Source organism: Providencia sp. PROV048, from assembly GCF_033688165.1.
Lineage (GTDB): Bacteria > Pseudomonadota > Gammaproteobacteria > Enterobacterales > Enterobacteriaceae > Providencia > Providencia hangzhouensis.
This window is the reverse complement of sequence record NZ_CP096360.1, coordinates 2,627,083-2,647,548: the sequence shown is the minus strand read 5'-3', so window position 1 is coordinate 2,647,548 and position 20,466 is coordinate 2,627,083. Positions and strand designations below refer to the sequence as shown.

15 protein-coding genes are annotated in these 20,466 nt (G+C 36.9%); 12 read left to right on the top strand and 3 right to left on the bottom strand.

Going from position 1 to position 20,466, the window contains the following annotated elements; all coding sequences use genetic code 11:
* Positions 1–161 precede the first annotated feature (161 nt).
* Positions 162–1,790, top strand: coding sequence for a sensor histidine kinase DpiB (dpiB, locus tag M1F26_RS11690; protein ID WP_094961213.1), 1,629 nt, complete (start codon positions 162–164; stop codon positions 1,788–1,790).
* Between the two features lies 1 nt (position 1,791).
* Positions 1,792–2,472, top strand: coding sequence for a two-component response regulator DpiA (gene dpiA / locus M1F26_RS11685; RefSeq protein ID WP_004263346.1), 681 nt, complete (start codon positions 1,792–1,794; stop codon positions 2,470–2,472).
* 113 nt (positions 2,473–2,585) lie between these two features.
* Here dpiA and M1F26_RS11680 read toward each other — a convergent pair whose 3' ends face one another.
* On the bottom strand, positions 2,586–3,614 hold the full coding sequence (locus M1F26_RS11680) for a tetratricopeptide repeat protein (protein ID WP_110591573.1): 1,029 nt from the start codon (positions 3,612–3,614) through the stop codon (positions 2,586–2,588).
* A 949-nt stretch (positions 3,615–4,563) separates the two neighbouring features.
* On the opposite strand from M1F26_RS11680, the gene dtpA reads away from it, so the two are divergent.
* Entirely contained in the window at positions 4,564–6,030 is a 1,467-nt protein-coding gene (gene dtpA, locus M1F26_RS11675) for a dipeptide/tripeptide permease DtpA (protein ID WP_200129145.1), read from the top strand.
* 75 nt (positions 6,031–6,105) lie between these two features.
* On the opposite strand, the gene glpX is transcribed toward dtpA, so the two are convergent.
* Complete coding sequence (gene glpX, locus M1F26_RS11670; protein WP_410482056.1) at positions 6,106–7,083, bottom strand: class II fructose-bisphosphatase; 978 nt, start codon at positions 7,081–7,083, stop codon at positions 6,106–6,108.
* Between the two features lie 162 nt (positions 7,084–7,245).
* Complete coding sequence (locus tag M1F26_RS11665; protein WP_004910140.1) at positions 7,246–8,169, bottom strand: AEC family transporter; 924 nt, start codon at positions 8,167–8,169, stop codon at positions 7,246–7,248.
* Between the two features lie 591 nt (positions 8,170–8,760).
* Here M1F26_RS11665 and M1F26_RS11660 point away from each other — a divergent pair.
* The 9 genes from M1F26_RS11660 to uvrC all read left to right on the top strand — a co-directional run bounded on the left by M1F26_RS11660 (position 8,761) and on the right by uvrC (position 20,460).
* Positions 8,761–11,634: a DUF2339 domain-containing protein gene (locus M1F26_RS11660; protein WP_140170671.1), complete on the top strand. Its 2,874-nt coding sequence runs from the start codon at positions 8,761–8,763 to the stop codon at positions 11,632–11,634.
* Positions 11,631–13,118: a DUF3999 family protein gene (locus M1F26_RS11655; protein WP_140170670.1), complete on the top strand. Its 1,488-nt coding sequence runs from the start codon at positions 11,631–11,633 to the stop codon at positions 13,116–13,118. The genes M1F26_RS11660 and M1F26_RS11655 overlap by 4 nt, the downstream gene beginning before the upstream one ends.
* Positions 13,119–13,282: 164 nt before the next feature.
* A complete protein-coding gene (locus M1F26_RS11650; RefSeq protein WP_148699127.1) occupies positions 13,283–13,555 on the top strand; it encodes a hypothetical protein in 273 nt (90 codons plus the stop codon).
* 74 nt (positions 13,556–13,629) lie between these two features.
* Positions 13,630–14,043 carry a GFA family protein gene (locus M1F26_RS11645; RefSeq protein WP_094961219.1) on the top strand — a complete coding sequence of 138 codons (414 nt, stop codon included), beginning with the start codon at positions 13,630–13,632 and terminating at the stop codon, positions 14,041–14,043.
* A gap of 183 nt (positions 14,044–14,226) precedes the next feature.
* A complete protein-coding gene (gene psiE / locus M1F26_RS11640; RefSeq protein ID WP_172412229.1) occupies positions 14,227–14,634 on the top strand; it encodes a phosphate-starvation-inducible protein PsiE in 408 nt (135 codons plus the stop codon).
* A gap of 294 nt (positions 14,635–14,928) precedes the next feature.
* Positions 14,929–16,482 carry an AbgT family transporter gene (locus M1F26_RS11635; RefSeq protein WP_004263378.1) on the top strand — a complete coding sequence of 518 codons (1,554 nt, stop codon included), beginning with the start codon at positions 14,929–14,931 and terminating at the stop codon, positions 16,480–16,482.
* A 63-nt stretch (positions 16,483–16,545) separates the two neighbouring features.
* A complete protein-coding gene (gene pepT, locus M1F26_RS11630; protein WP_140170669.1) occupies positions 16,546–17,778 on the top strand; it encodes a peptidase T in 1,233 nt (410 codons plus the stop codon).
* 196 nt (positions 17,779–17,974) lie between these two features.
* On the top strand, positions 17,975–18,661 hold the full coding sequence (locus tag M1F26_RS11625; RefSeq protein WP_140170668.1) for a LuxR C-terminal-related transcriptional regulator: 687 nt from the start codon (positions 17,975–17,977) through the stop codon (positions 18,659–18,661).
* The gene (gene uvrC, locus M1F26_RS11620) at positions 18,628–20,460 is read left to right on the top strand and encodes an excinuclease ABC subunit UvrC (protein ID WP_140170667.1); all 1,833 of its coding nucleotides are present in this window, start codon (positions 18,628–18,630) and stop codon (positions 20,458–20,460) included. Before M1F26_RS11625 ends, uvrC begins: the two co-directional genes overlap by 34 nt.
* The last annotated feature ends 6 nt before the right edge of the window (positions 20,461–20,466 follow it).

Genomic DNA, 20,466 nt, shown 5'->3' with positions numbered 1-20,466 from the left:
TTAAAGTTTTTAATTATTTGATAAGTTTTTTATTGCTTGGTTTTAATGTGTTTAATTATTAATATGTGTATTATAACTTTGGCTTGAATCCGATTTATCGGTTATCCTACCATTTCTGAGTTAACAAAATTTTTACTTTTCAGCCAGTAACGAGATATAACATGAAAAAAGAATATACGTTCTCCTCATTGAAAAAAGTAAATTCAGTTTCATTTTCAGTACGAGTATTTTTTCTGTTATTAATAGTTTCTGTTTTTTTAACTCTCGGGTTGGGTAAATATTTTACGGACACAGCTGAAAATCGATTGATTGCGAACATTCAATCGTTAGCAATGAGCCAAGCAAAGCTGATTGCTTCTATTGATGGTGTTGTTCAATCCGTAAAGTATAGAGATATTCCTGGGTTGAAGGTTATCGCTGATAAACTAAACCAAGATTCTAACTACGATTATGTTGTTATTGGTGATGAAAATTCGATTCGTTTGTATCACCCAAATAGTCAAAAAATTGGTTTTCAAATGCAGTGGAACAAACCAGGAGCCTTAGAGAAAGGGGAAAGCTATTTTATCAATGGCGAAGGTTCAATGGGGAATGCTGTTAGAGCAAAAACCCCCATTTTTGATGAGCAAGGTAAAGTGATCGGTGTTGTTTCTATTGGCTATCTATCCAACAAAATAGAAACATCACTCAGTGAGTTATTTGTACAAACAGGAGCCACTTTTTTAGGGATACTGATTATATTGCTCTTCTTATCATGGGCATTTTCACGTTTAATTCAAAAACAAATGTTGGGTATGGAACCTGAGGAAATAACCCAATTAGTCTTAGTACAAAAAGGGATATTTGAAGCTGTTTTTGAAGGTGTTATCGCAGTGAATATACAAGGGCAGATTATTAATATTAACTCTAATGCCCGGAAAATGTTATCTCTAAGCAAGCCGCTAGGGCAGTTAACAGGGACTTTTGTGTCGGAGCATATCTCGCCAGCCGACTTTTTTATTACCGATATTGAAACGACTAAGCATGATGTGATTTGCGAATTTAATGGCCTAAACGTGATTGCAAACCGGGTGGCCATTCGTGATGGGGAACATCTTGTGGGGGCGGTTATTAGCTTTCGTAGCCAAAATGATATTGAATCGCTAAACTCTCAGTTGACTCAAGTTCGCCAATATATAGAAAGTTTACGTACGTTACGGCACGAGCACCTTAATTGGATGTCAACATTAAGCGGTTTATTGCAAATGAAAGAATATGACCAAGCGTTGGCGCTAATTAAAGGGGAGTCAGAATCTCAGCAACAATTAATTGATACACTCCGTGGGCAGTTTTTTGATAAGCAAGTTGCTGGTTTATTATTTGGTAAACACCACCGAGCCAAAGAATTAGGCTTACAATTAAAATTTACTGCGGGTAGTCAGTTACATGAATTACCTGATTCATTAAATAGTACTGAATTTTGTGCTATTTTGGGTAATCTACTCGATAATGCGTTTGAAGCAAGTTTGAAAAATAATCAGGGTAATAAGCAAGTTGAGTTATACCTTTCAGATGAAGGAAAGGAGATTGTCATTGAAGTCGCTGATCAGGGATGTGGTTTTCCGTCAGAAATTCAAGACAAATGGTTTGAGCGTGGTGTCACAACGAAAACAGATATAGCAGATAGCCATGGTATCGGGTTATATCTCGTTGCATCTTATGTTAAACGCTGTAATGGTGCAGTGATTATTGAAGAAAATCAACCGCATGGTACAGTATTTTCAATTTTTATTCCGAAAGTGAAGATATAAAATGATCAAGATAAAAATCCTCATAGTGGAAGATGAGTTGCTGCTTGCCGAAATGCACAGCGAATATATAAAAGCCTATCCTGCATGTGACAAAGTTTGGCTTGCAGGTAATCTTGCGGAAGCGAGAAAAATGATTGAATACATGAAGCCAGATCTTATCTTGTTAGACAACTATTTACCTGATGGAAAAGGCATTGACCTAGTTCATGAGTTAATACAAGAAAGAAATAATGCAGATATTGTATTTACGACGGCCGCAAGTGATATGGACACAGTCTCTGAAGCTATTCGTTTAGGCGTTTTTGACTATTTAGTGAAGCCAATTGCTTATGAACGTTTAGGCCAAACATTGGATAGGTATATTCAACGTAAATCTGTTGTACAAGAAAATAGCAAAACCAATCAAAGTAAAATTGACGATATGTTTAATACCTATGCGAGAGGGGAATCAAAGGAAGAACTTCCAACAGGTATTGATATCATTACACTTGAAAAAATACTTGCGTTATTTACTGAACCTGATGTGCAATATACGGCAGAAAGTATTGCTGAAACCATCAAACTTAGTCGTACTACAGCAAGACGTTATTTGGAGTATTGTTTAGCGAAAGATAAAATTGAAGCTGAAATTGAGTATGGCAAAGTTGGCCGACCGCAACGGATTTACCGTGCCAAGTTGTGAGTGTTTGAATTAATAGTATATATAGATAGAAGTTCTGCATTGGTTATAAACAATGCAGATTTTCTTTATCTTACTTATATCAGTGGCACAGCAGTAAGTTGAAAAAATAGAGTTTATTGTTGCTGGTTTTTTAAAATTAACACTTTCTTTTCAGCCCGCTCATGGCCTTTAGCGGCTGCGAGTTGATACCAGCGTAGGGCTTTTTTATCATCGGCTTCAACACCCATACCATATTGGTAGCAAGCTCCTGCTGCATATTGCGCATCGGCACTATTTTGCTGAGCGGCTTTGATAAACCAGTGACAGGCTTTTGCTTGATCAGCTTTGATACCATCACCGCGCGCATAGATAAGCGCAACATTAAATTGAGCTGAAGCTTCACCTTGTTCAGCTGCTAGGGTTAGCCACTTTATAGCTGATTGGATATCTTTTTTGGTACCTTGTCCAGTTAAGTACAACATACCTAAACTGTTTTGGGCGGGGGAAAAACCTAATTCTGCGGCACGGGTAAAGTATTGAAACGCGAGAGGGTAGTTTACCTTATCATACATACCTACTGCTGCTTGGTAGCCTAATAAATACAGCGCTTGTGGATGGTTTTCTTCAGCAAGAGCAAGATATATTTTTTGGGCTTTTTGCGGGTCTTTTGTGATAGCTTTTCCCTCTTCATACCAATAGGCGAGGGTGAGCATCGCAGGTTGAAAATGCTGTTCAGCCGCTTTTTTTAGCCACCGTTCAGCTTCTTCTGGGTTTTTCTCTAATAAATCATTGATGCCATACAAGGTATATTCGGCCATATTCATCTGGCCAATAGGGTCACCACTTTCGGCTGCTATTTTCATCCAATGCAGCATTTGTTTTTCATCTAGCTCTACCCCAGTTCCTTGCTGGTACATCAGGCCAAGGTTAATTTGTGCTTTTGTAAAGCCTTGATTGGCAGAAAGAAGGTACCAGTGTAAAGCTTGGTCAAACTGTTGATGAGACTGATAAAACATTCCTAAGTTAAATTGCGCTTCGGCTTGGCCTTGTTCCGCAAGTGCAATTAGCGTTTTTTCATTTATTAGTGGCGTTGTTTCTTCTGCAAAAGCAGGGAGGAAAAATACGTTAATAAAGACAAAACACAATAAAAATATTTTTTTCACATGACATCCTTTGGACTAAGCTCTTAATGGCTACGTTATCTTGTTAGATAAGTTCCTGCAATGATATGAAAGATATTTTATATTAATTCTAATAAATCAAATGGTTAATTATTGCTATTAGCACATTGGGCAAAGAACAGATAAAAATTTTAAAAAAAGATGAACTTTTTTCCTTCTTAGCCAGTCTTATTAGTATCTATATACTGTTTGCTTGCGTAAACATTCATATATTTACCCTCATCATTCATTTCTTTACACGAAGTAATGTAATAATGCACCTACGTAGTGATAGTTTGAATTTAGCAAAAGATCCTTGAGTAGAATGCATTATGCCCAGTTTGTTACTGGGCTTTTTTTTATCCAAAACTCCAGTTTGAATGCTTCTTCAGCGACATCTTCTAACGTCTTTCCTACCAATAAAAGTAAAAATAGAGTTACCTTGAAATGGATATTTTTAGCTTTCCATAACATATACAGCAATAAATCATAGTGTGATAAATAGCGGCATTATAGTTTCAATGCAGTACAATATTCTTAACATTTAACGAACAAATGATTAATTAGTAATCGATGATAATTTGGTGGTTTTGTAAAAAATTGAAGTAAATCACGATTAAATTTAATTGATGTAGTAATTAATACTAGCTAATTCTTTAATTTTGGTGCATAAATAACGTATATGGCTTAATTGATTATTGGGTTCTTGGCGGGTTATCTGCCAGTTAATGTTGAATAAATAATCAAATATGCTTTAACTCATTGAATTTATGTTTGAGATCCATAAACAAGTCTACACACAGTTTTGTTTGTTTTGAGGTCAGGGAATGATACTCCTCCTACCAAAAGTGAATCTTTTCAACTTTGAATTCTTGAGATCATAACAATGCGAGAGCGCATAGAGCGTTCCGTGGTTTTTTTGCATATGTACAGGTTGTACTAGAGGTAACTTGTGTCCACAACAAATAACAAAGAGGAAGTTAGTCTTAACGCGTTTAAGCAACCTCGCTCATTCTATCTTATTTTTTCTATCGAGCTCTGGGAACGTTTTGGTTACTACGGTCTTCAAGGGATCCTTCCAATATACCTAAGCCAAGTGCTGGGTATGTCAGAAACAGAATCAATTACACTTTTCTCAGCGTTTGCAGCATTAGTTTATGGCTTTGTTGCAGTTGGCGGTTGGTTAGGGGATAAAGTCCTTGGAACAAAACGTGTCATTGTCCTTGGAACAATCACTCTGATTGCAGGGTATGCATTTGTTGCTTTCTCAGGGCATGATGTATCGATGGTCTATGTTGGTTTAGCAACCATTGCAGTTGGTAATGGTTTATTTAAAGCGAATCCATCATCACTCTTATCGACCTGCTATGAAAAAGATGACCCACGGTTAGACGGCGCATTTACCATGTATTATATGTCCGTTAATATTGGTTCATTCTTCTCAATGATTGCAACACCATGGTTAGCAAAACATTATGGTTGGGATGTCGCGTTCTCTCTTAGTGTTGTGGGCCTGATTATCACATTGATTAACTTCTATATGTGTAAAAAATGGGTTTCTCAACATGGCTCAAAACCTGACTTTGCTCCTGTTGTTCTTTCAAGATTAGTTGCTACAGTAGCAGGGGTTATTGCATTAATCGCGATTTCTACATGGCTATTGCATAACCTCGGTATTGCTCGTACAGCATTAGCGATTATTTCTTTGGGTATTTTAGTTATCTTTATCAAAGAAACATTAGCACTGAAAGGTACGGCGCGTCGCCGCATGATTGTTGCATTGATTCTAATGCTTGAAGCGATTGTATTCTTTGTTCTTTATAGCCAAATGCCTACATCGCTAAACTTCTTTGCATTACATAACGTAGAGCATGAAGTTTTTGGTTTTTCTATTGAACCTGCACAATACCAAGCTCTGAACCCATTATGGATCATGATTGGAAGCCCAATTTTAGCTGCAATTTATAATAAAATGGGCGACAACTTACCGATGCCACATAAATTTGCTATTGGTATGTTGCTATGTTCCGCGGCATTCTTAGTTTTGCCATTAGGTGCGAAATTTGCAAATGAAGCTGGGATTGTTTCTGTTCAATGGCTAGTTATCTGCTATGGCTTCCAAAGTATTGGTGAGCTGATGATCTCAGGTCTTGGCCTTGCGATGGTAGCTCAGTTAGTTCCACAGCGTTTAATGGGCTTTATTATGGGCGCATGGTTCTTAACAAACTCAGCGGCCGCATTTATTGCAGGGTACGTTGCTTCAATGGCAGCAGCACCAGAAGGTGAACTTACCAGCAAAGTCGAATCTTTGGCTGTGTACAGTGACGTATTCTTGAAGATTGGTTTAGTGACTGGTGTGATTGCAATTTTGATGGTTTTAACCGCTCCGATGTTAAATCGTATGACTCTTGAGCGTTAATTTTCATCTTAAATCGCAGTAATCAAAAGGGCTAAAAAGCCCTTTTGATATATGTGACATACGGTAATAGACGTATTAATTAAAATAGCGATTATTAATCAGTTTTAGCGAGCGGTCACTACCATTAACCAAAATGGTATTTGAAATACGGCTGTACGCATCTATTGATACACCATCCATCAAGATGGTTGGTGTGATAGCTGTGGCGGCAAATATGACATCAGAAGTACTCACCATCTGGTCTAAAGATAGCACTTCACCAATTTCTAACCCCATTTGTTGACAGCGCAATATTTCTTGTGCCGCGAGTTGTTTGTTTTCTTCGCTATCACCTTTGGCTTTATCTCGAGAAATTAGCCTTGCTTGCATATCACCGCCTAAAGCGCGTGCGATGGCTGCACTGATAATGCCTTCAGGAGCACCACCAGTCCCATACATCATATCAATGGGATGCTCCGGAAGAATGGTAAGTAATGAGGCGAGTACATCACCATCAGGGATGGTAATCACATTCGCACCAAAATTACGGATAGTTTTAATAATATGTTGATGGCGAGGTTTATCAAGCACTGCGATTGAAAGATTTGAAATGGGTTTATTCAGTGCGGAGGAAAGAAATTCTAAATTTTTTTCTAGGGGATTTGCTAGGTGAACAGCTCCTTTCGCTGCGGCACCAACAACAAGTTTTTCCATATACATATCAGGTGCTTGAAGCAGTGTTCCCGTTGGCGCGGCAGCAAGTACGGCAATGGCATTTTTTTCATTACAAGCCACCATACGTGTTCCATCAATAGGATCTACTGCGATATCTAACCCAACAGACCCGGATTGTTTGCCAACTTGCTCGCCAATATATAGCATGGGAGCATCGTCGATTTCACCTTCACCAATGACAATTTTGCCATGAAAATCAATTTCATTTAGGCGATTTCTCATTGCTTCAACAGCGGCTTTATCTGCGGCATTTTTATCTTGTTTACCTACCCAATCGAAGGCAGCTACAGCAGCGACTTCGGTAACGGAAGCGATAGCGGAAGCTAACTCATCACTAATTTTCATTTTTTGTTCGTATCCTAGGTGTATAAAAGAAAAGTACTTATCTCTATGATACGTTTTTTGTGATCTGTCTGGCAAATTATAGGTGATAAAAGCAACAGAGAATTTAGTGCCGTAATGAAATGGCAGCCTATGTTTAGGCTACCATTAATTTGAAAGCTAAAGCATTTCGACGATAGTGATACCGCCAATAATCGAAATTAAGGCAGCAAGTGTACTTAATAACACGGTTCCAGCAGAGGTTTCCGTATAGGCCTGATTACTAATTGCTAATGCAGGAACAGCGGTCGCGGTGGGTAATACACCAATGATAAACGCGGCTTTAAGTAAATCATCTTGTAATCCTAAAGCGAGCCCAGTCCCTAAAATAAGAGCGGCTTGAACAAAGTTTTTGATAAAGACGTTAAATATAATTTCCTTACTTATTGTCAGTTTGATTCCTGAAAGGAGCAATCCAAGGAAGAATAAAGCGACTCCGCCTGCTGTTTTACCTAATTCATTAACTGAGTTTTGTAATATTTCAGGTAATTTAACACCAAAAATAGCCAATAATGCCCCTAGAATAGGAAGAAAAACTAAGGGCTGGGCAATGGCTTTTCCAACAGATTTAAAGACACTATGCCCTTGTTGTGAGCCACTGATCATTAAGAGAGTAAATGGGATAATAATGACAGTATAAATAAGGTTGCCTAATACCATAGCGATTAAGCCTGATGACCCGACAGTTGCGAGCAAGACAGGTGGCCCACAGTAGGCCATATCAGGAAAAGACACCGACAATGCTTGCATTGCAGCATCTTTCTTATTGTGACGAAAAATAAACTTACCAAAAATAAAACCAATCACGTATGTTGCAATTAGTCCTACGGCTAATGCTAATAAGTAGTCAATATTGAGCAATACCGAGGGTGGAGCCTGTGCAGCAGCTAGAAATAATGCAAATGGTAATGCTATTTTAACTACAAAGTCAGCAAAGGCTTGGGAATACTCTCTTTTGATAAACCCATATTTACCCGATAGCCAACCGACGGCTAATCCAAGAACAATGGGCCCTAAAGCAGCAAGTATAATGTGAGTTAACATTAAAAATTCTCCCGATATTATGCGATAGGCTTTGTCGAATAAAAAATCTGTGGAATGACAGTTAACATTTTCCCGTGTGTTAACTTTATTTAAATTAAAACATTTATGTTTTTATCAGTGCTTAATTAAGAAACTAATTAACATAATTATAAATGACTTTAGTCATTTAAGGATAATAAGTATTAGAGTAATGTTTGCAGATAAAGCTATTATATAGATAACATAATAAAAAAAATTGTACTAATAAAATTTTAATGACTAATTTTTTGAGCATCTAAAAAGGAACATTAAGAATAGATAGTTATATCAGTTACCTATTCTTTATGAATGAAATTATCATTAAATGATGATTAAGGGGTTTCTTAGTTACTAAAATAACTAATGGGAGTATTAATAAGTCATACATAAAAGAAGGGAAGTATCGCTTCTTTTTTGTCTAAGGTATACCTAAAAGCAGCATGTAATGAATTATTTTGTAACAGTTTATTACATTTGGTTGGCAAGGGGATCAATGCTATCTACACTAGCAGTAATCACAGCCTTTATTTTCCAGATTCTAAATTGTGAATTTTTTTATGAGGAAACCTATTTGTGGACACTTGGATACTAATAGGACTTGTATTCGTTTTCCTGCTAGTGCTAGCTCCGATACTTGCTATCATTGCCATCAATCGAACAGGTCGGATGCAGTACCAAATTTCGATGTTAAATCAGAAGGTTTCTTCATTAGAAGCCCAGCTTTTAAACGCTAAATACACGCCAAGTATATCTGTCGATAGTGTGACGTCTTCCCAATCAGGTTTAGATGAAATACAAAATACGCACATAGAGCAAGAGGGGAGCGAATCTCTTTCGGGTGTTGATGCTAAACAAGACAGACAGCAAGAAATTTCCTCAATGAGCCATGTGACTTATCTGCCAGTTGAAAAAGAGCATGATTTATCGGATACAGAAAACTCGCCTCTCATTAGGGAACAAACTACCCATGAAAATTCCCTTAATCATCCTTTAAGTAATGAAAGTATCAATCCGAATAGGTTTGATAACACGCAAGCACAGCGAGTAGACGCAAATCGGTTTAATCAAAATCAACCTGAGACAAAGCAAAATACTGCCAGTGATGATAAATCAATATTCAATCATTTCTTTAGTTGGTTAATGAAAGGAAACCCGGTTGCTAAAATTGGTATCCTACTGTTATTCCTAGGTGTCGCATATTTGCTGAATTACAGTGTGCAAAATGAAATTATTTCACCTCAAATGCGTTTAATCTTCAGCGCAGTAGGGTGCTTAGCTTTATTAGGTACTGGCTGGTGGCTACGGAATAAAAAGGCATTATTTGGGTTGATTTTACAAGGGGGGGCAATTGGTTGCTTGTATATCACTATTTTTGCTGCTTTTAAACTGTATACGATGATGCCTTATGGGATGGCATTTGCCTTTATGTTACTTATTTGCGCGGCAAGTATTGCTTTGGCATTATTGCAACGTACAATTAGTTTAGCTATTCTTGCATCGATAGGTGGGTATTTAGCACCTATATTGCTTTCGACTGGCGGTGGAAGCCATGTTATTTTATTTTCTTATTATTTGATGTTATCAATTGGTATCTTAGTTATTAGTGTGTGGCAAGCTTGGCGACCTTTAAATTTAGTTGGTATGGTGATGACTTATGGTGTTGCCATTTTATGGGGGCTAGATAATTACCAGTCAGACTATTATTTATCTTGCCAACTTTTTATTATCGCTAATTTAGTGGTATTTAATGCCTTAACACAGCTATTCTCACTACGCTTTGAACACAGTAAGCAATTGGTTGTTGATAATACACTTCTATTTGTCCCTCCTTTTATCAGTATTGCACTTCAATTCTTTATTTCAGAAGGGGAAGGTTTGCTGCCAGCCTTTATTTCACTGATAGTAGGTTTGTTATATCTGATTACTGGTTTACAAGTGCATAAACGCTATAAATCCGCAGGCAAGAATATGGCGCTAGCAAATATTATTATCGGTGCTGGGTTTATCACTTTAGCTATTCCATTAGCGCTAACATTTGAGTGGACCTCGATTATTTGGTCATTAGAAGGGTTGTTAATCCTCTGGTTCGGTTTACAGCAAAACCAGAAAAAAATGGCGGCTATCGGCTCGTTATTAATTGTTATTAGCGCAATCACTTTGTTAAGTGATTATCCTTATTTATATTGGAGCCGTAGTAGTACTTATATGGTTCCAGTGCTATTAATAGCCTGCTTTATGGCTGGTGGGCTTTTCCATATTCGTCGTAAAGAAGACAGTAACTTTACTTTATTTAGTTATGGTTTCTTAATTATTGGTTTGGTGACTTGGTTGTGCTGGTTACCGTTATTTACTGATATTTTATCATGGAGTCGTGAGTCTGAAGGCTTTATTATTCTAGTTTTGGTTGTTATTTCAGTTTGGTTCTGGCGTTTATATGCTATCTATATTAATTGGGTTCCTTTGCTACTTTGCCAGTCTATTTTATGGATTGCAGGTTATTATTATCTCGGTTTAGATTTCTTAAACGACCAAAACCCAATGGGGCGTGGTGAAGGTTCTCTCATATGGCCAGTTGTTTTAGGTAGTTCTATTTTATTTGTTATTCATGCATATAAGCTTCGTGATCGTTGGATGCAAAGAATACTCCATAGCGCCAATTTATGGCTAATTCTTGCGTTTATTGCCACTCAAGTGAATTGGTTCGTCTCCATTTTACCTTGGGGCATGCACGAAATGGGATATTTTATTTATGTCATGGCCATAACGCTAACTGTTATTGTTCTCTATTGGCTACAACAAAATAGAATGCCACCGATGAAACGTAATGGGCTGATTTATTGGTATTCGATGACTCCTGTTGCTATCGGGCTAATTATATTGTCTGGCTATGCTAATTTAGAAGATGGTAAATTGACATTTTGGAATTATATACCGCTAATCAATCCATTAGATGAAGCTGGGTTATTTAGTATCGCTACGTTAGTTTTAATACGTAAAGGGCTTTCTCAAAAAATACGTAAAGTAACAGCGGTTAACTTTTGGGTTTTACGTGGTTTGTTAGTAGTCACAATTGCACTTTCTGCTTATTGGTTTAACGGTATTTTAATTCGTGCAATAGCAGATTTTGCTGAGCTAAATTGGAACTATGACACACTTTATGATTCACGCTTAGTGCAAACTGTACTTTCTATCAGTTGGGCACTGGCTGCCTTAGTCTGTATTATTATTGCCTCTATTAAGAAAAATCGAATTTGGTGGTTTATGGGGGCTGGTATTTTTGCTTGTGTTATTGCCAAGTTATTCTTAATTGATATATACGGGCAAGGTGGTATTTCTCGTGCAATTTCTTTTATTGGTGTTGCATTATTAATTTTAATTGTTGGGTATTTTTCGCCATTACCACCAAAAGATACAAAAGGGAAAGTTGATAAGGAGATACAACCATGAGTTTAATTAAAAATACAGGACTAGTAAGGCTCATTGCAGCCTTCTCATTGTCATTATTGTTTTCAAGTCATTTGAATGCAGAGGCAGTAGAAGAGGTTACTCCTTATAGTTTTTATCAAGGCTCAGAAATAAATGTGCTTGATTCATCGGCTCCTTTTTACTGGTTAGAGCTTCCCGTAAATGCGTATATGAACTCAGCGTACCCCAAAACGTTGCAAGATGTTCGAGTCTTTAATGGTACTGGTAATGAAATACCTTCAGTATTATTTTCAGATACGGAAAAATCCGTTTCAAATGAAAAGATCATTTTTACACCACAGCGTTTGGTCACTCAGGTTGATAGCGTTAACTCCCATGATGATGTGCGTAGAGAAAAGCAACATCTATTAGTAGAATCTATCCCTGGCAAAGTGAATAGAATTGAGTTGCCTAGTATGCAAGTTAAAGACAACGTGGCTTATCAGGCTTATTTATTAACGAAAAATCAAAGTCAAACTAAAGATACGCCAATTAAAAACCTAGTATTAGACTGGGCTAAAAGCGAGAAAGAATGGCAGGCAAAGGTATTTGTTTTTGCCAGTGACGACAAAGAAAATTGGCTAAATATAGCAACAAATCAGCCGATTATGAATTTGAAGTTAAATTCAGAAACTATTGCAAGCAATAATATTGAGTTATTAAATGGCAACTCAAAGGCATTGAATGCACCTTATCTTATGGCTGTAATAGTAAGTGGTCCAGATATTGTTATACCTGACTTATTAAAGGTCAATGCGACCTCTAGCGTGCTTAATTCAACTTATCGTCAAGAACTATTTCATTTTGAGATGACGAATGATGGTGTTTCAAAAGATCATATAATCTATCAATTACCAAGAGCACAGCCACTGAGTGAATTACAAATACAATTGCAACAATCAAACCGCGTGATCCCACTAAAAATAGAGTATTCATCTGATAGAGGTGAAAGCTGGAAATTACTCACTAACATTGTTGCATATAATCAAACAATAGATGGTGATTTAATTAGCAATCCGAGCACAGCGCTCTATGGTGAAATGGTGGGGAAAGTAAGAATTTCAGCCCTCAAAGGGAGTTGGGAAGATCAGCCACCAAGGCTAACGGGAAAACGAGATGCTTATAACCTTATTTTTAATTTGCAAGGTCCCGCTCCGTATTTACTTGTTTGGGGGAATAAACAAGCTAGTTTTGATGAATTGACCACAAGCCAGCTTGTAGGGAAAACAGATAGCGTTGATGAGTTAATGACAAATTATCCTCAGCTATTTCTTGATAATACAATCATTGAGTTGGGTGGTGTAGATAGGCTAACTATAACGGAAGTGGTTGACGGTAGTTTTAACTGGTTGACGATTACCTTATGGGTATTGTTATTTGTTGGAATATTAGTATTAATATATTTCTGCTGGTATTTGTTAAGAGAAGTCAATTCTACAGATAAGGCGAATCATGAAGAATTATAACTAGATATTGGTATTAACCAAATAGGGAATAGTACCCTATTTGGTTTCGATTTACGTCATTGACAGTTCTGACGTCTCTTTACTTAATCATGAGAACACTTACTTATAGCCTGTTTTTTCTGACAGGGATTTGCGCTAAAACAGTCATAACGGAATAGGAGATAATGATGAAAAAAACATTACTAGCTCGTATATTTATTATGATCGTTATTTTGACTGGCTTTTCAATAGCGGCTCAAGCTGCGAATAATACAGTATTAACAGAAATTATAGCGCACAATAAAGTAGCGTATGAGTATGTGTTACAAAATACAGATCAAAATGAAGCAGATATAGAGTTTGAACGGGAAGCGAAAGAACTTGATAGTTCTCAGTTGCGTAATATTGTTAACGATAAACGTTTTACTGGCCGACAATTCAGAATACATGAAAAGTAAGTCATATCTGAATTTTTTGCTGTAAACATGCGTATATTGAGTAATAAATCTACGACCTACATAAAGGAAATTCTATGCATCAAGGCCAATGTTTGTGTGGTTCTGTAAAAATCACAACAGCAAAAGATATTAGTCATGTCAGTGTATGCCATTGTGGAATGTGTCAAAAATGGAATGGCGGCCCTGGCTTTAGTGTTGATTGTGGTAACGATTTAATGGTAGAGGGGCAAGAGTCTGTGTCAATTTTTGCATCATCTCAATGGGGAGAACGTGCATTTTGTAAGAATTGTGGTTCACACCTTTTTTATCATTTACTCACACCTTCAACATATTATGCATCAGCAGCTTTATTTAAAGAGAGTAAAGATGCGCAAATGAGTATGCAAATTTACATAGATAGTAAGCCCAAATATTATAACTTTGTTGAAAGAACACCCATGTTGACAGAGAAAGATATTATGGAAATGATGTCCCCATCATCGGATTAAACTCTGTGGCTATAGATTTAATAGTAAGTAATAAGGAATACAGTGGCAGTCGATCAGACTATATTTTTTGATTCTATTCGTTAAATTGACCTCTTATTTGTCATGCGGTCGACTTAAATTTGTTTTACAATTAAGGTAATGACTAGGTTTAGAAGTTGTTCAGAGGAATAACAAATGAATAGTATGAAAGGAATGCGTCATGCGAGTAATATCGCGTGGGTACTACAATGGATATTAAATATTGGCTTGATCTCACTCGCTGCCGTACTTGTATTCTTTTTAGCTAAAGAAACGGTGACAATGGCCTCATTAATGTTTGGTAGCTCAAAAGGGGCGACGGCCTATGAGTTGTTAGAAGGCATTGTCATTTATTTTTTATACTTTGAGTTTATTGCCTTGATAATAAAATATTTTATGTCGGGCTATCATTTCCCGTTAAGGTATTTTATCTATATTGGTATTACTGCGATTATTCGTTTAATTATCGTTGATCATAGTGACCCTATGACAACTTTGTTGCATGCAGGGGCGATTTTGGTACTAGTCGTTGCACTTTATATTGCAAATACTGAAAAATTAAAGCGTGAATAACATACATTAGTGTAATTTACTTGCATACAAAAAAAGTGTAATTATTATTCCTTTTTTTGTATGCGCAGACTCGAAGTCAAATACTTAAGTGATATACCCTACATTTAAATCTATAAGTTAATAAAATTTAAGATATGTAATTTTTGGTAATTAAAATTAATATAAATAATTCTAATATTTTATTTTGTAACTGGTTTATCCTGTAAAAACTAATCACAAAAATATTTTACTTTTATATATAGGTTATTTACTGTTATAAAGTTTCTATTCTAATAACATAAGTAGCTTGTAAATATGACAACAAAAACACTTCCCAAGAAAAAAGGGTTCTTAAACCGTGTCGAGCGCATCGGTAATGTTATGCCTGATGTGACTATGCTGTTTGTGTACGCCCTGATTATATGTTGGTTTTTATCTTATCTGCTTTCTTTCGTAGATTTTAGTTATTACCATCCTATTTCAAAAGAAAAAATTGCTATAGTTAATATGTTTCAGTATGAGGAAATCATATTATTTATCACTGCGGCAGTTAAAAACTTCATTAATTTCCCTCCTCTTGGTATCACGATAGTGGCAACATTAGGTATTGGTATTGCTGAAAGCAGTGGTTTCATTAATACCGCATTGAAAAAAATGTTGTCGTTTATTTCACCAAGAATGTTAACGCCTACAGTGGTGTTTGTGGGGATTGTTTCTCATATTGCTTCAGATTCTGCCTATGTCATTTTAATGCCAGTTGCAGCAATGATGTTTTATGCGAGTGGTCGTCATCCATTAGCTGGGATTGCTGCTGCATTTGCAGGCTTAGCGGGGGGATTTACTGCAAGCTATACGCCATCAATTATTGACCCAATAATGCAAAGTTTTACGCAAGATGCTGCACAAATGCTAGCGCCGGGTTATAGCGTAAATGTTTTATGTAACTATTTCTTTAGTTTGGGTGGTACATTCGGGGTTATTTTTACCTGTTGGTTTATCACTGAGAAGATTGTTGAACCATGGCTAAATAAAAACTGCCCAATCAGTTCAAACGAAGTTGATACTGATTCTGAAAAAAATTTAGGTAAAATTACTGCTGCTGAGAATCGTGCTTTTCGTATTTCTGGTTTAGTACTAATTGCTTTAGGTATCGGATTATTTGCACTATTATGGCCAGAGAACTCTCCATTACGTGGACCTGATGGTAGCTTAACTAGCCCTAAAGCACCTATCATGCAAATTGTTGTGCCTTTATTATTTATTTTCTTTGCTTTGCCAGGCATTGTTTATGGTTATATGACGAAATCTTTTACATCAACAAAAGATGTTGTCAAGGCAATGGAAAATATTACTAAGTCACTTATCCCATTTATTGTTTTTGCTTTTTTTGCTGCCCAATTTTTATATTCATTCCAACATTCTAATTTAGGCACATTATTAGCGCTTTCAGGGGCAGAGTTATTACGTACACTTGATATGCCATCTGGAATGACCGTTTTTGGCGTTATTCTATTAACGGCTATCTTAAATATTATGATTACTTCTGCGACATCAAAATGGGCAATTATGGCGCCAGTATTAGTGCCTATGCTAATGGCAGTCGGAATTTCACCTGAATTAACCCAAGCGGCATTTCGTGTCAGCGACTCTGCAATGAATGTGAGCACACCGATGTTTCCGTTTTATCCGTTAATCCTGATGTATTGCCAGAAATACTATAAAAATGCAGGAATAGGAACATTGTGCTCAATGATGATCCCATTCACCGTTGGGCTATTAATTATTTTAACTTCAACATTATATTTATTCTGGGCTTTTGATATCCCAATTGGTTTCGACAGTGGTTACACATGGCATCCTGCACCATAAGTAGGGCCAATACCCTACCTATTAAATAGGTAGGGTAAATATAGTTAATGCAAGGAATATAAAATGAACGAATTAGGTAAGCAATTAGAGCAGCGTTTTTATCGCTATCTCGCTATTGAAAGCCAAAGTGACGCAGCAAGCACGGTTGTTCCAAGCACAGAAGGGCAACGTGAGCTGGCAAAATTATTAGCGCAAGAGCTTGAAAGCTATGGTCTTAAGGATGTTTATATTGATGACCATGCCATCTTATATGCAATGCGACCAGGAAATAAACCTTCTGCACCCAAAATAGGTTTTGTCACTCATCTAGATACGGTCGATGTTGGTTTATCTCCCATCATTAAGCCTCAAACCTTGAAGTACGAAGGTAATGACTTATGTTTAAATGAAAAAGAAAATATTTGGTTTAAGGCAGCAGAGCATCCAGAAGCCGCACCTTATGTGGGTGACGATATTATTTTTAGTGATGGTACTAGCGTACTGGGCGCTGATAATAAAGCCGCTGTAACGGTTGTTATGGAATTAATGAATAAGCTGCAATATGCCGATTTTGATTGTGGCGATATCTACGTTGCGTTTGTACCGGATGAAGAAATTGGCCTGCGCGGCTCTAAAATTATGGATTTATCCCGCTTTAACGTTGATTTTGCTTATACGATTGATTGCTGTGCACTTGGTGAAGTTGTGTATGAAACGTTTAATGCTGCTTCTATTGAAGTTTCAATTAAAGGTATTACCGCACATCCTATGTCAGCTAAGAATGTATTGTTGAATCCTATTCGTGTAGCTCATGATTTTATTGGGTGCTTTGATCGTTTTGATACTCCAGAACATACAGAGCATCGCGAAGGCTACTTTTATGTGACAGATTTAATCGCAAACCCAGATAACGCTAAAATTAAAATGGCGATCCGTGATTTTGACCGTCATAGTTTTTCAGCTCGAAAACACTTTATAAAACAAGCGATTGAATTAATAAAAGCGCGTCATCCGCGTGCAAAAATTGAGTGCAACATTGTAGATGTGTATAGCAATATTAGCGACTCATTAGGAGATGACCGTACAGCGATTGATTTAATTTTTGATGCATTGAAAATTCAAGAGGTTGAACCTAAGGTGATCCCAATGCGCGGTGGTACGGATGGCTCTGCTTTATCAGCAAGAGGTATCTTAACCCCAAATTATTTTACTGGTGCACTTAATTTCCACTCATGTTTTGAGTTTTTACCAATCAGCTCTTTTGAGAAAAGCTACTTAGTATCAGAAACCATTTGTCGTTTAGTTGGAAAAAAATAACCTATCATTTTATTTTTAATATAAAGACCATCCAATAAGGTGGTCTTTAATTATTAATAACCATGAATCATTCTTTTAAATTATAATTCAATGTTATTTTTAATAAAACAAAGATAAATAAAAAAGTGTATATAAATTTTTTATTTATTCATTTATTATTTTTGCAATTAATTTTAAAGTCCAATAGGTGAATTAATTGATTAATATAATAATAATTGATGATAATAAAATTGCAATTCGTGGTTTTGAGGCATTTTTTTCACGTCACATACGCTATAAAGTTGTTGCTTCTTTTCCATCAGTAGAGCATGTGGTTACATGGAATCGATGCCAAAAAGCAAATATGATTTTAATCAGTAGTGATAGTTTTCGTTATGACTCACTAAAAACCATACAAACACTTCGCCGAACTCAGCCGGATGTCGGGATCATTATTTATAATGTCAGAAATAATCCTTCGTTTTTTTTAAAAGCGTTAGATATCGGTATTTTCGGTTTACTTAGCATCAATGTGACAGAAGAGGACATCATTGAAGCTATCCAAATAGTGAGTGCTAAGCGGCGGATAATATCTCCAGATATTGCCCAAGATCTTGCTCTTCAGCGGTTAACTTGTAGTAATCAACAAGATTTATATGATTTATTATCGGGACGTGAGTTAGAAATTATGTTGATGATCACTCAGGGAATGCCTATCAAACAGGTGGCAGAGTCACTTTCCTTAAGCCCTAAAACAGTCAATACCTATCGATATCGAATGTTTAGTAAACTTAATATCTGTAGTGATGTAGAATTAACTCATATAGCCATCAGTTATGGTTTAATTACAGCAAAACAGGGTTTATTCGCGTGTCAGAACAGTTCGAACCAAAAGCTTTCTTAAAAACAGTGACTAATCAACCTGGTGTATACCGCATGTATGACGCTGGGGAAACGGTTATTTATGTAGGAAAAGCAAAGGATCTCAAAAAGCGCTTATCAAGTTATTTTCGCGAAAATGTGGGGAGCCGCAAAACAGAGCAGTTGGTTAAGCAAATCGCCTCTATTGATGTGACGGTGACTCATACTGAAACAGAAGCGCTATTACTTGAACACAACTATATTAAGTTGTACCAACCACGTTATAACGTATTGTTACGCGACGATAAATCGTATCCTTATCTATTTTTAAGCAGTGAAGCACACCCTAGAATTTCGATGCATCGAGGGGCTAAACATGCGAAAGGTGAGTACTTTGGCCCCTTCCCAAGCTCTTATGCGGTGAGGGAAACATTAGCATTAATGCAGAAGTTATTTCCGATACGTCAATGTGAAGATAGCATGTATCGAAATCGCTCAAGGCCTTGTTTACAATATCAAATTGGCCGTTGCTTAGGCCCCTGTGTTAACGGTTTAGTTTCTGATGAAGACTATAATCAACAAGTTGAATATGTTCGTTTATTTTTAACTGGAAAAGACAAACAAGTTTTAGCTGGTTTAGTTGAACGTATGGAAAAGGCGAGTTTAGAGCTACGTTTTGAAGATGCAGCCCGCTTTAGAGATCAAATTCAAGCAGTCAGGGCAGTTACCGAGGAGCAATATGTATCGGGTGATAGCGATGATCTGGACGTTATTGGTGTTTCTTTTGAATCGGGCCTTGCTTGTGTGCATGTACTTTTCATTCGCCAAGGAAAAGTACTTGGAAGTCGCAGTTATTTCCCCAAAATTCCAACAGATACACAGCTTGAGGAAGTGGTTCAAACCTTTTTAGGTCAGTTTTATTTGCAAGGAAGTGAAAATAGGACGTTACCTGGCGAAATATTATTAGATTTTGCATTAACAGAAAAAGAATTATTAGCTGAGTCTCTTTCTGAGGTCGCTGGGCGTAAAATTAATATTCAAAGTCAGCCTCGTGGTGTGAGAGCTCGCTACTTAAAATTAGCGAGAACGAATGCATCAATTGCACTTTCAACTAAATTAGCACAACACTCGACAGTACAACAGCGCATGGAAGCACTTGCTAAAGTGGTTCATTTAGAAAATATCAACCGTATGGAGTGTTTTGATATTTCACATACGATGGGGGAGCAAACCGTCGCTTCTTGTGTTGTATTTGATAAATCGGGTCCAGTTAAATCTGAATATCGTCGTTATAACATTACTGGTATCACTCCTGGTGATGATTACGCGGCTATGCACCAAGTTTTAACGCGTCGATATGGTAAACATATTGATGAAAGCAAAGTTCCTGACATTATCTTTATCGATGGAGGAAAAGGCCAATTAGGGCAGGCAACGGATGTATTTAATTCACTTGACGTTGATTGGGATAAAAAACACCCATTGTTAATTGGTGTTGCTAAAGGTAGTGACCGGAAAGCGGGGCTTGAAACGTTATTTTTAAAGCCTGAAGGAGAAGGTTTTTCATTGCCACCTGATTCGCCAGCTTTGCATGTAATACAGCACATCCGAGATGAGTCGCATAATCATGCGATTACGGGACATCGACAACGACGAGCAAAAGTCAAAAGTACGAGTGCATTAGAGTCAATTGAGGGGGTTGGCCCGAAACGTCGGCAGATGTTGCTAAAATATATGGGCGGGTTACAACCTTTACGTAATGCAAGTATAGAAGAAATCGCAAAGGTGCCCTCGATCTCATACGCCCTTGCAGAAAAGATTTATAATGCATTGAAACAGTGAGTGTCT

Excerpts from the sequence above, each read along its gene's own strand:
- pepT (WP_140170669.1), top strand. The coding sequence starts at position 16,546 with ATGAACGAATTAGGTAAGCAATTAGAGCAGCGTTTTTATCGCTATCTC.
- M1F26_RS11655 (WP_140170670.1), top strand. The coding sequence starts at position 11,631 with ATGAGTTTAATTAAAAATACAGGACTAGTAAGGCTCATTGCAGCCTTC.
- M1F26_RS11650 (WP_148699127.1), top strand. The coding sequence starts at position 13,283 with ATGATGAAAAAAACATTACTAGCTCGTATATTTATTATGATCGTTATT.
- M1F26_RS11645 (WP_094961219.1), top strand. The coding sequence starts at position 13,630 with ATGCATCAAGGCCAATGTTTGTGTGGTTCTGTAAAAATCACAACAGCA.
- dpiA (WP_004263346.1), top strand. The coding sequence starts at position 1,792 with ATGATCAAGATAAAAATCCTCATAGTGGAAGATGAGTTGCTGCTTGCC.
- M1F26_RS11635 (WP_004263378.1), top strand. The coding sequence starts at position 14,929 with ATGACAACAAAAACACTTCCCAAGAAAAAAGGGTTCTTAAACCGTGTC.
- M1F26_RS11665 (WP_004910140.1), bottom strand. The coding sequence starts at position 8,169 with ATGTTAACTCACATTATACTTGCTGCTTTAGGGCCCATTGTTCTTGGA.
- psiE (WP_172412229.1), top strand. The coding sequence starts at position 14,227 with ATGAAAGGAATGCGTCATGCGAGTAATATCGCGTGGGTACTACAATGG.
- dpiB (WP_094961213.1), top strand. The coding sequence starts at position 162 with ATGAAAAAAGAATATACGTTCTCCTCATTGAAAAAAGTAAATTCAGTT.